The following is a 12579-nucleotide window of genomic DNA, read 5'->3' as shown; positions in this document are numbered from 1 at the left end:
TATGAGTATGAAAAGACAAAGAATTATACGTTTAACGTTATCGTATCTCGTTGTTGCCATCATGTCGGTCATCATTCTCTATCCGATCCTGTGGGTATTCGGAGCTTCCATCTCTCCAGGGTCAACATTATCGAACTTCTCGTTGATTCCAGAGAATCCGACTTGGGCGCACTACAGAGAGATTTTCAACTTGAATGAAAGTAGCTACATGATTTGGTACTGGAACACGTTAAAGATTTGTATCATTACGATGCTTGGTTCGGTGTTAACCATTTCATTAATGGCTTATGCGTTCTCACGCTATCGCTTCTGGGGGCGTAAGAATGGGTTAATCGTGTTCTTAATTCTTCAAATGATTCCGAACTTTGCAGCACTTATTGCGATCTTCGTGCTTGCGAATGTGACAGGTCTTGTGAACAGCCACTGGGGGTTAATCTTAATCTACATTGGCGGAGCGATTCCGATGAACACGTGGCTCATGAAAGGTTACTTCGACTCCATTCCACGTGAGCTTGATGAAAGTGCACGTATGGATGGGGCAGGTCACCTGAGAATATTCTGGCAGATTATTATGCCGCTAGCACGACCAATGGTTGCAGTTGTCTCTGTATTTACGTTCATCATTCCATTTACGGATTTCATCTTAGCGAAAGTGCTTCTTCGTACAGAAGAGCAATACACGCTAGCTGTTGGCTTGTATGAGCTTGTCGCTCGTGAATATGGAAGTGAGTATACAACGTTCGCTGCTGGAAGTATCTTAATTGCGATTCCTATCGCAATTCTGTTCCTCTCCTTCCAAAAGTATTTCGTATCAGGATTGACGGCAGGTGGAACAAAAGGATAATCTTATAGGTGTAGAAAGTTTTTCCAAAGGAGGAGCGGATTTGAAGAAGAGAGTGTTCTATACGCTCATACTCATTCCGTTTCTTCTTTTTTACGCCCAGCCAGTTGGCGCAGCTGAAAAAGAAGAAGACGGGTGGATGGACGAGGAAATTTATTTTATTATGGTGGACCGATTCCAAAATGGGGATCAGAGTAACGATTACAACGTCGATTTATCTGATCCAAGAGCCTATCATGGGGGAGATATCCAAGGGATTATTGATAAGCTCGATGTTATTGAAGACATGGGGTTTACGTCCATATGGCTAACGCCGATTATGGCCAATGAAGAAAAGGGGTACCATGGCTATTGGATTGAAGATTTCATGGAGGTGGATGAACATTTCGGGACGATGGAGGACGTGAAACGGCTTGTGCGAGAAGCTCACGACAGAGATATGAAAGTCATATTCGACTTTGTCGTTAACCATACGGGTTACAAGCATCCATGGTTGAACGATTCCACAAAGCAAGATTGGTTCCATGAAGAATCTCCGATTATTGGGGAGAGCCAAGAACAACTGGAAAATGGTTGGCTTGCAGGTCTTCCGGATTTAAATCAAGAACATCCAAAGGTAAGGCAATATCTATTCAATGCTGCGGAGTTCTGGATTACTGAGACGGGGGTTGATGGCTTCCGCTTAGATACGGTGAAGCACGTTCCGAAGACGTTCTGGGAAGAGTTCTCTGACCACGTCACGTCGATTGATCCTGATTTCTTCTTATTAGGGGAAGTTTGGAGTGAGAATCCTAACTACATCGCAGAATATGAATCGATTGGCATTGATTCATTTGTAGATTATCCATTCTATGAGGCTGCTACGACGGCCTTTCAGACAGAAGGGAACTCATTAAAAGAGTTGTATACCGTATGGGAGAGAAACAAGGCATTCTTTGAGCAACCACACCTGCTCGGCAACTTTCTCGATAACCATGATAATAAACGGTTCACACGACTTGCGCTTCTAAACGAAGAAAACCCTGTGAATCGCTGGAAGATGGCACTCACCTATATGTATGGTGCCCCAGGTATACCGATTGTGTATCAAGGAAGTGAGTATGCGATGGACGGGGGCGAGGACCCTGACAATCGTAGAATGATGAACTTCAAAGTAGGGGAAGAAGAAGTCAAGCAGCATATCGAGCAACTGTCCGCCATTCGTAAGGAGTTCACTGCCTTAACAGAAGGAGATTTCGAACGGGTCGTGGATGAAGGAGCCTTCGCTGTCTTCAAACGAACACATGGAAATGAAAGCGTTTATATTGCAGTGAACAATAGTGAAGAGACCAAGACGGCTACATTGAACGATGTTCCTGAAGGAAGTCAATTAAGAGGATTAATCTATGATTCTATCGCTCGCTCAACAGATGGTGCACATAAGATTGCGTTAGACCGGTCCACTGCAGATTTGTACGTGGTGGAGGAGGACAAAGGGATTAATTGGCTAGTCGTCATCCCCGTAGTAGGGGTGATGGGCAGCTTTATCGCATTTGTTATTTACGTCACTCGGAAGAATCGTGCTCAGACATAATGGTTTAGGAGGGGTAATATGTTAGAAGATTCAAGTTTCGCCATACACCCAGGAGGGCAGTCAGAGACGTCCGAATCTGGTTATAAGCAACTAGGAGATTACGTTCGTCATGAACAGGTCGAAGGTGGAGCCGCATTCCATTGCATTAATGGAAGTGTAAAGGTGCTGTTTTACCGCTCGGACCTCGTACGCATCATTATGAATCCACATCAAGAGCCATCTACAAAGCACAATCCTGCGGTCGTTGCAGAACGTGAGGAGACCGTTGTGGTAATGGATGAAGAAGATTCCCACATTCTACTGACTACATCGGCCTTGCACCTTCAGATTGAGAAATCTCCTTTTCGAATTCACATTTCAGACGGCTCAGGTCGCCCAATCGTAACAGAGTATCAACAAGGCATGGGCTACAATTCTAAAGGGGAAGTAATTGCATTTAAAGATTGTGAAGAGACAGATGGCTATTATGGATTCGGAGAAAAGGCAGGCTTCTTAAACAAACAGGGCGAAGAATACACGATGTGGAATACAGATGTCTATGCCCCACATAACCCAGAGACCGATCCTCTCTATCAATCTATTCCTTACTTTATGGGATTAAGAGATGGCAAAGCCTATGGTGTGTTCTTCCACAATAGCTACGAATCGACATTTGATATGAAGACAAGCCGTGATGTATTTTCCTTTAAGGCTGCAGGCGGGCAGTTGGATTACTTCGTATGTGCAGGACCGTCTCCGAAAGAAGTATTGGAGCAGTACACACACCTTACTGGTCGAATGGCCGTCCCACCTAAATGGGCATTAGGGTACCACCAGTCACGGTACAGCTATGAGAGCGAAACGGAAGTAAGAGAAGTCGTGAAACAGTTCCTTAACAAAGAGATTCCGTTGGACGCCCTTTACTTGGATATTCACTATATGGATGGGTATCGTGTGTTTACCTTTAACAAAGACCAATTCGCCGATCCGAAGCGCCTTGTTCAAGACTTAAAAGATGTTGGCGTCCACGTCATCCCGATTGTCGATCCTGGAGTGAAGAAAGACCCTGAGTATTCGGTCTATGTAGACGGGATTAAAGAAGGCCATTTCTGTTCGTACTTAGAAGGGGACCTCTATACCGGGGATGTATGGCCTGGTGAAAGTGCATTTCCTGATTTCACGGATGAACGGACACGTAAGTGGTGGGGAGACCTTCATGAATACTACACAGAATTAGGTATTGAAGGCATCTGGAATGATATGAATGAGCCAGCCGTCTTTAACGAGACAAAGACGATGGACGTGAATGTAATGCATCGAAATGATGGAGACCCTGACACGCATCGTGCCCTTCACAACTTGTATGGGCTACAAATGGGCAAAGCAACAGTAGACGGGCTGACGAATCAATTGGATGGGAAGCGCCCGTTCCTATTAACACGAGCGGGGTATGCAGGGGTTCAACGGTATGCAGCCGTGTGGACAGGAGATAATCGCTCGTTCTGGGAGCATCTTCAATTATCTCTTCCAATGGTCATGAATCTTGGCTTATCCGGTGTCGCATTTTCAGGTCCTGACGTAGGCGGCTTTGCTCATGACACCAATGCTGAGTTGCTAACACGGTGGACACAAGTTGGAGCATTCACACCATACTTTAGAAACCACTCTGCAATCGGAACTGTCTATCAAGAACCCTGGCAATTTGGAGAAACGTATGAGGAATTGATGAAGACCTACATTCGTCTACGTTACGTATTTATGCCTCATCTATACTCTCTCTTCTATAAAGCTCATTTAGAAGGGGAGCCTGTTATGCGTCCGCTTCTGTACGAATTTCCAGAAGATAAGAAGACGTATAACATCAACGACCAGTTTATGCTTGGTGACAACGTATTAATCGCACCAATTCTACAGCCTTCCGTTACGGACCGTGCGGTTTATTTCCCAGAAGGAACGTGGGTGGATTACTTTAACGGAGATGTATACGAAGGGGAAGAAACGCACCTCGTCCATGCTGAACTTGATAAGTTGCCAATCTTTGTGAAACGAGGAAGCTTGTTGCCGCAAGGAAGCATCAAGCAATCGACGAAAGAACGTGATGATGGATTGAGCTTCCACATCTATGCAGGTGAACATGAAACGTACCGCACGACATTCTACGATGACGACGGAGAGACGACGAATTACGTACAGGGTGAGAAGCTTGAGGTGAACCTGACAATCGAGAGCAGTGATTCAGAGGTCTCCGTTACATTAGAGCGCGGAGAAGGAACCTATCGACCGAACTATGAGCAGCTTGTGCTTGTTGTTCATGAATTACAAGGCAGAGCACTTAAGGTAAATGGTGTAGAACTAGACGGGGTAGATGACGTCTTTTCAATTCCTTTGCCGTAGTCAAAAAGGATGTGAGTGAATTGGGCGTAACGATTAAAGATGTGGCAAAAGCAGCTAATGTAGCACCCTCAACAGTCTCGAGGGTGCTGGCTGATAGTTCTCGCATAAGCGCAGACACAAAAAAACGGGTGAGACGTGCGATGAAAGAGCTAGGGTATCATCCAAATGTAAATGCGAGAAGCCTTGCAAATCGCTCGACACAGGCTTTTGGAATTGTGATGAAATCTTCAGCTGATAAGGCGCTGCAAAATCCATTCTTTCCTGAAGTGTTACGAGGGATTAGCTCCATTGCGCATCAGCTGGATTATTCCCTTTATATCTCCACAGGAGAAACAGAAGACGAAGTACTTGAGAGTGTCCAGCGTATGGTGTATGGGAATCGAGTAGACGGGATCTTGCTTCTTTATTCAATGGTTAATGACCGAGTGATGAATTTCCTATTCGAAAGAAAGTTTCCGTTTATTGTGATTGGGAAGCCGTGTGAGCACATGGACTCTATTACGCATGTAGACAATGACAACGTGACGGCTTCAAAGGAGATTACAAATCGATTAATTGATTTAGGTCATGAGCGCATCGCGTTCATAGGCGGCGATGAGGACTTAGTGGTGACCGTTGATCGAAAGCGTGGATACCAATTGGCATTACAGGAGTCAGGTATGCTGCTCTTAGAAGAGTATAGCGTTCATACCGAATTTCTGAAATCGGGTGGTAGAGAAGCGGTACACGAATTGTTCAACCTGCCAGACCCACCGACTGGGCTAGTCATTGTTGATGATTTGATGAGCATAGGTGTCGTCACAATGCTTGAGGAATTAGGGAAGCAAGTACCACGAGATGTATCCATCGTGAGCTTCAACAACATTCACATGTCTGAGATTGCACGTCCATCGTTAACAACGGTCGACATTCACATTTATGAATTGGGCCGTCAAGCAGCGAAATGCTTAATTGAGAAGATGCAAGACGAAAGCGTTCCGACTAAGCGCATCATTGTTCCGTATAACATTAAAGACCGTCAGTCGACTCAAGCGCGTGAAGAAACGTTGTTATAATCAACCAAAGGGGGAGAAGTGATGGAACGGATTGTTAAGGTAGACGAATGGAAGGTAACAGAGTCAGGGATGCACCCACAGTCAAATCGCCTAGCTGAAAGTCTTATGAGTATTGGAAATGGCCACATGGGGATGCGGGGAAATTTCGAAGAGACTTATAGCGGGGACACGCATGAAGGGACGTACGTCGGTGGCGTATACTATCCGGATAAAACGCGTGTGGGCTGGTGGAAGAACGGGTATCCTGAATTCTTTGCGAAAGTATTAAACTCCATTAACGTTACTGGAATTCGCATTTATATTGATGAAGAAGAATTAGACCTTGCCACATGGTCGGTGTCTGAATTTAAACGTGAATTGAATATGAAGCATGGATATTTGGAACGAACATTTCGAGCGGAAAGTCCAAATGGGAAGATCATTGAAGGGCACGTCATTCGCTTCTTCTCAATTGATGACCACTCTATTATAGGCGTTCAATACGAGATTACACCCGTTGATGAAGAACGCACGGTTACGTTCCAGCCATATTTAAATGGGGATGTTCGAAATGAAGATGCCAATTATGATGAAGATTTCTGGGAACCTGTCACCTCACAGGGAGAAGCTTCATTTGGTAGATTGCGGATGCGTACGAGAAAGACGGAATTTGATGTAGCGGCTGCAATGAAGACGATTGTTGAAGGTGGCGTAGTTGAAGAAGGCACGCCGACGATTGATAAAGAGTATGTAGACCACATGATACAAGTAAAGGCAAAAGCAAATGAACCCATTACATGCTACAAATATGTAAGCGTTGTCTCTAGTCGGAATGTAGAGAAGGATAATCTTGATAATCTTGTAGAAACATCGGTTAAGGAAGCTTCGGAGAAAGGGTTTGTGCAATTATTCCACAACCACAAAGTGGCATGGGAAGACCGGTGGAAACATGCTGATGTTCGCATTGAAGGAGACCAAGAAGCCCAGCAAGGAATCCGCTATAACATCTTCCAACTGTACAATACGTATACTGGGGAAGACGCAAATTTAAATATTGGTCCGAAAGGCTTCACCGGAGAGAAATATGGAGGAAGTACGTATTGGGATACAGAAGCGTATTGTCTACCTTTCTATCTAGGGACTGCTGAGCCTTCAATTGCTCGAAATTTATTAATCTATCGTTACAATCAGCTTCAACAGGCGAAGGAGAATGCGAAGAAGCTAGGTTTGGATGGGGCGCTCTATCCGATGGTAACGATGAACGGTGAGGAATCTCATAACGAGTGGGAAATTACGTTTGAAGAGATTCATCGTAATGGAGCGATTGCCCATGCCATTTGGAATTACATTAACTACACCGGGGACACATCTTATCTAGGACAATACGGATTTGAAGTCTTAGTTGAACTCAGCCGTTTCTGGGCAAGTCGAGTGACCTACCATCCGCGTAAAGGCGTGTATATGATTCTTGGTGTGACTGGTCCGAATGAATATGAGAACAACGTCAACAACAACTGGTATACAAATCGAATTGCAGCTTGGACACTTGAATACGCGCTTGGTGTTGCGAAATTCTTAGAGAAGCATGACCCGACACGTTATCAAGAATTATATGAATCTCTTCAAGTAGAAGGGGTTGAACTTGATCATTGGAAAGACATTCTAGCGAACATGTACGAACCATACGATGAAACCAATGGTGTGTTCCTACAGCAAGATGGATATCTAGACAAAGACCTTATGCCGGTCTCAGAGCTCGAAGAACGTCACCTCCCATTGAATCAGAATTGGTCGTGGGACCGAATTTTACGTTCTTGTTTCATCAAGCAAGCTGATGTTCTACAAGGTTTGTATTTCTTGAATCATCGCTACAGTTTGGAAGAGAAAGAACGGAATTTCCATTTCTATGAGCCGATGACTGTTCATGAATCATCGCTTTCCCCATGTGTTCATTCCATCTTAGCCGCTGAGATTGGTTTAGGGGAGAAAGCTTATGAAATGTATCTACGTACCGCCCGTTTAGACCTTGACAACTACAACAACGATACAGATGATGGCCTTCATATTACGAGTATGGCGGGCTCGTGGCTGTCCATCGTGCACGGGTTCGCCGGTCTACGGGTGAAGAACGGACAGTTGGCCTTTAAGCCGTTTATTCCGAGTGATTGGGACCGTTACTCGTTCAAGATTAACTTCCGAGGTCACCTGTTAGAGGTTACTGTAGATAAGGAAGGAATGGTCATTCAGCAAGAAGAAGGAGATGCGATCACAATTGTGGTTGACGATTTAGAGGTTACCATTCCTGAGAAGCGTGCAGTCTCCTTATAAGCAATAGGAAACTCCCTGATTTATTCAGGGAGTTTTTTTACTGCGCTGTTGGGATGACGTGTTGTTCGTCGAAATAGGCTTTTGTCGTCTTCTGAAAAGCCTTCATAGCCGGAGAATGCCATTTATGCTTATGATAGGCAAGCATACTTCGCACGTGAACGCCTTCTTTCATCCATGGGATAGCGGTCAGCTTGCCTTGCCTTCTGTCTTCTTCGACTGTAATCGCAGGGAGTAAAGCAATGCCGAGTCCGCACTTTACACATTGTTTAATAGCCTCAACGCTCCAAAATTCCATGCTATGGTTCGGCTGAATGCGGTTGTGGTAGAGGTAGTCGTCAAATACAGCGCGGTAGCTACAGCCCTTTTCTGTATAGAGGACAGTAGGGGTGTGTCGGTTACTCTGAAGAGGGATATCATCGTTTGCTTCGACCACGACCATTTCTTCCTCCAGTAAGTCTTCCATCTCAAGTTCTTCATAGTGGTCAGCATGGACATCAAGCATAAGTGCGATGTCCACATCACCCTTGGTGATTTGGTCGTACAATTCAGGACAGTCTCCTACTTTGACAGTGAGATAAACTTCTGGATAGGCCTGTTTAAAGGCTCTCATAATGCTCGGCAGACGATAGACCGCAAGCGACTCTGGGGCGCCAATTGTAAGAGAGCCACGAGGGTGCTCGGTAGGATGCGCCATGTGCGTTGATTCTTCGTACAATTGAATCATTTGCTTCGCTTTTTGAAGGAATGAGCTGCCAAGTGCGGTCAATTGAATTTTCTTCCCTAGTCGGTCAAATAAAGGGGCACCAAGTTCATCTTCTAAGTTCTTAATGTGGGCAGTAATGGTAGATTGAGCATAATCTAGTGAGTGGGCTGCTTTCGAGAAGCTCGCATATTCAACCACCTTAATAAATGATTGTAAATGACGGATTTCCATATTTTACTCCTTTGTTATCGGTATAGTCGATTGTTTCGTTTCGTTATTTCAATTTTACTGATGGATGCTATGTACATAGAATAATAGAGGAGGGAGGAAATGTAAATGAAACAAACACTTGGACCACTCGCGTTGAGTGGGTTAATGATAGGCCCAATTCTCGGTTCCGGTATAATTCTGTTACCAACCTTGGTTTATGATACGACAGGTGAATATGCCATATTTGCATGGGTGGCGATGATGCTCGTAACATTTTTATTTGCGTTCTTATTTGCGAAGATATCGGTACGGTATCCTGGGGATGGTGGAGTGACCATCGCAATTTACAAGGCATTCGGAGAACGCTATCGAAAGCTCGCCGCAATCTATTTCATGATGGCCGCATCCATTGGCCCAATTGCTGTCTTAATGACGGCTGATACATACGTAGATGGGTGGCTGCAGCTGCCTATCCGTCTTGAGGGGATTGGCATCGTGCTGATGATTCTGTGTATGGTTGTTCTAATCAACAACGTTCAGTTCATAGGGAAAGCCTCTTTTATCTTCTCGACTTTCGCTGTACTCGTCTTGTTTACAGGTGGGGTTACTTCCTTGCTTACGTCTTCAAAGCTTGCTATGACAATGACGGAATTTCATCTTCCATCATTCGGAAGTAGTTTGTTGCTCTTATTCTGGATGCTAGTTGGGTGGGAGATAGTAGGCAATTACAGCGGTGAGGTGCGAAATCCTAACCAGACGATTCATCGTGCTGTTCTTTACAGTGCATCCATCGTCACGGTCGTTAGTGTCACGGTCGCTGGAGCGGTACAGTGGTACACAGGGGGGCCTGTTACAGATTTATCTGCCATTCTTCAACCATTATTCGGATCTTGGTCCATGACACTCATAACCCTCGTTACCGTCAGCTTGTGTATGACGACCTATATTCTCGTTACAGGCGGTGTAGCACGGTTAGTGGCTAGTCAGCCACGTTTGCCGCATTGGGTTACGAAGCGAACAGACAAAGGCGTTCCCTTAGTGAGTCTTTCTATATTAGCGATGGTCCATCTCATCGTATTCTTTCTCGTGTATCTTGACCTTGTCTCAATTGATACGCTTGTGAAAGCGGCGGATGTCTTCTTTATTGGCAATGCATTGATAGCCGTATCTAGTGTGTTCCGTACGTTTCAGGAGACTTCTGTACGAATCATGGCAAGCGCAGTGGCAGTCATACTTGTGATTATTCTTTGCTTTTCATCGAAACTCGTTCTAGGTATTGCAGGAGGCGTAGCAATTGTAACGATCCTGACAACAAAGAACATTCAATCCGTCCATAAGCGAGCGATCAATGAGTAGGAAGGGAGTGGTTCTTCGCGATATGTGATGCAACTGAAATATGTATAAAAAACGAGCAAGAGGAAGACCATCCTTCCTCTTGCTCGTATGACTGGATTTATTGAATGTCGAGATCTAATTCGGAATCTTTAATGTTGGCTTCAGGGAGCATGATGTTCTCAAAGTCAAACTCACGAAGTTCTTTGCCATTTTGAATTAGATTTGGAGCATCTGGGTTTGCCAGTGCACTTGTGCCTAATGCAACGAAGTCGGCGCCTTCTTGTTCAATGGATTGAACAGCGCGTTCTGGTGCACCAAGTTTACCATTCGCGATGACTGGAAGTTTCCCGTATTCTTTAGCCAGCTTAGAAAGTGTTCCGCTACCCTCTTCGAATGCAGGGGCAAGACCATCTGGTTCTGTAATGTGAATATAGTCTAAGGCAGACTCACCTAGGGTTGAGAAGATGGTTTGAGCTTTAGCTTCTCCATTCGGCCACTTGTACTGCCCGTCAGATACTTTAGCTTGAGAAAGTCGAATCCCTACTACGAAATCCTCTCCAACAGCTTCACGTACTGAGGCAATTACCTCTTCGATGATGGTAAGCTGTTCTTCCGTGCTTCCACCATACTCGTCCGAACGTTGGTTCATATAGTCTGTTAGGTACTGGTCAAGTAAATAACCATTGGCACCATGAATTTCAACACCATCAAAGCCTGCTTCTTTCGCAGCACGTGCAGCGTGCGCAAAGGATGCAATAACAGAATGAATCTGTTCCGGGCTCATTTCTTCAGGTTGAGGGAACGGTCCTGAACCACCGTAGAAGCCTAACTGTTCGCCTTTAGGCTGTACACTCGATGGGGCAATAGCTGTATTACTATAAGCATTCCCTTGCATTTGTGCACCAGCATGCATCAGCTGAGCAATCATTCTTGTGCCGTATTCTTGAACGGTGCGAACGATTGGCTTCCACGCTTCAACGTGTGCCTTCGTCGCGATACCAGGCTGATTGTTGTAACCTTGACTGTGGGCTTCGTCGGTGTAAATCCCTTCAGTGATAATTGTACCGAAGCCGCCCTTCGCGTAGCGCTCATAATAGCGTTCCATCCGTTCATTGGCACGACCATCAGCTTCAGCACTCACTCGTGTCATAGGAGCGACAACATACCGGTTGTGCGGGGTTATATTCCCCATCTCTTTGTTTGAGAATAAAACATCTACTTGGCTCATGAATGAAACTCCTCTCAACTTCAAAATAATTTCTACTGTCACCATAACCGAGAACTACGATTGTAAACAATTGAACTGCTCATTCTTATCCATTCACAATCACGCCACCGTTCACGTGAATCATTTGGCCAGAGATGTAGCACGAATCATCGCTCGCAAGAAATACATAGGCTGGGGCGACTTCTTTTGGTTGACCTGCTCGCTTCATCGGAGTAGTCGTTCCAAATTCAGATACTTTCTTCTCATCAAAGGAAGCCGGAATAAGCGGGGTCCAAATAGGACCTGGAGCAACGCCGTTCACACGGATTCCTTGATCAACGAGTTGTTTCGCAAGGGACCTTGTGAATGTCGTAATTGCCCCTTTCGTAGCAGAATAATCGACAAGGTCTGGGCTGCCTTCGTAGGCGGTGACAGATCCTGTGTTAATAATGCTCGCACCTTTCTTGAAATGGGGAAGGACTGCTTTCGCCATATAGAAATAACTGAAGATGTTCGTTCGGAATGTTCGCTCGAGCTGTTCACTTGTAATTTGTGTAAAGTCTTTCTGAGGATGCTGTTCAGCGGCATTGTTCACTAGAATATCGATACGACCGAATTCTTCCATGACTTCATTTACCGCGGATTCACAGAAAGCTTGATTGCCGATATCGCCACTGATTAGTAGGCATTTCCGGTTATGTTGTTCGACTAGTGCTTTCGTCTGCTCTGCATCCTCATGTTCATCTAGGTAGAGGATGGCTACATGCGCCCCCTCCATCGCATAGTACAAACTGACGGCGCGACCGATACCGCTATCACCACCTGTGATAATCGCTACTTTACCAGTGAGCTTTCCTGCTTCTTGATAGGTTGGTTCGTGGTATTCAGGCAGGGGGGTCATTTTATATTCAAAGCCAGGTTGACGGTTTTGGTGCTGTGGGGGCTGTGCTTGAAATGGTTGTTGATTTGCCATAA

Annotated in this window: 9 protein-coding genes; 6 read left to right on the top strand and 3 right to left on the bottom strand. The window is 45.1% G+C overall.

Annotated elements, in window-relative coordinates; genetic code table 11:
- Position 1: 1 nt before the first annotated feature.
- Genes H513_RS0107745 through H513_RS0107725 form a run of 5 tightly spaced genes read left to right on the top strand, consistent with a single transcriptional unit; the run spans position 2 to position 8149 of the window.
- Positions 2-844 (top strand): sugar ABC transporter permease, encoded by an 843-nt coding sequence (locus H513_RS0107745; RefSeq protein ID WP_026800233.1) that lies wholly within the window; start codon positions 2-4, stop codon positions 842-844.
- Between the two features lie 40 nt (positions 845-884).
- On the top strand, positions 885-2414 hold the full coding sequence (locus H513_RS0107740) for an alpha-amylase family glycosyl hydrolase (protein ID WP_026800232.1): 1530 nt from the start codon (positions 885-887) through the stop codon (positions 2412-2414).
- Between the two features lie 18 nt (positions 2415-2432).
- The gene (locus H513_RS0107735; RefSeq protein WP_026800231.1) at positions 2433-4787 is read left to right on the top strand and encodes a glycoside hydrolase family 31 protein; all 2355 of its coding nucleotides are present in this window, start codon (positions 2433-2435) and stop codon (positions 4785-4787) included.
- A gap of 20 nt (positions 4788-4807) precedes the next feature.
- Positions 4808-5842 carry a LacI family DNA-binding transcriptional regulator gene (locus tag H513_RS0107730; protein ID WP_026800230.1) on the top strand — a complete coding sequence of 345 codons (1035 nt, stop codon included), beginning with the start codon at positions 4808-4810 and terminating at the stop codon, positions 5840-5842.
- 21 nt (positions 5843-5863) lie between these two features.
- A complete protein-coding gene (locus tag H513_RS0107725) occupies positions 5864-8149 on the top strand; it encodes a family 65 glycosyl hydrolase domain-containing protein (protein WP_026800229.1) in 2286 nt (761 codons plus the stop codon).
- Positions 8150-8186: 37 nt separating this feature from the next.
- Here the strand turns inward: H513_RS0107725 and H513_RS0107720 are convergent, their stop codons facing one another.
- The gene (locus tag H513_RS0107720) at positions 8187-9083 is read right to left on the bottom strand and encodes a LysR family transcriptional regulator (RefSeq protein WP_026800228.1); all 897 of its coding nucleotides are present in this window, start codon (positions 9081-9083) and stop codon (positions 8187-8189) included.
- Positions 9084-9188: 105 nt separating this feature from the next.
- Here H513_RS0107720 and H513_RS0107715 point away from each other — a divergent pair, with 105 nt between their 5' ends.
- The gene (locus H513_RS0107715; protein WP_026800227.1) at positions 9189-10418 is read left to right on the top strand and encodes an APC family permease; all 1230 of its coding nucleotides are present in this window, start codon (positions 9189-9191) and stop codon (positions 10416-10418) included.
- A gap of 97 nt (positions 10419-10515) precedes the next feature.
- Here H513_RS0107715 and H513_RS0107710 read toward each other — a convergent pair whose 3' ends face one another.
- A complete protein-coding gene (locus H513_RS0107710; RefSeq protein ID WP_026800226.1) occupies positions 10516-11625 on the bottom strand; it encodes an NADH:flavin oxidoreductase in 1110 nt (369 codons plus the stop codon).
- Between the two features lie 85 nt (positions 11626-11710).
- A complete protein-coding gene (locus H513_RS0107705; RefSeq protein WP_026800225.1) occupies positions 11711-12577 on the bottom strand; it encodes an SDR family oxidoreductase in 867 nt (288 codons plus the stop codon).
- Positions 12578-12579: the final 2 nt, after the last annotated feature.

Source organism: Pontibacillus halophilus JSM 076056 = DSM 19796 (genome assembly GCF_000425205.1).
GTDB classification, from domain to species: domain Bacteria; phylum Bacillota; class Bacilli; order Bacillales; family BH030062; genus Pontibacillus_A; species Pontibacillus_A halophilus.
Note: the sequence above shows the minus strand (reverse complement) of the source record. Positions and strands in the feature narration are given on the sequence as shown.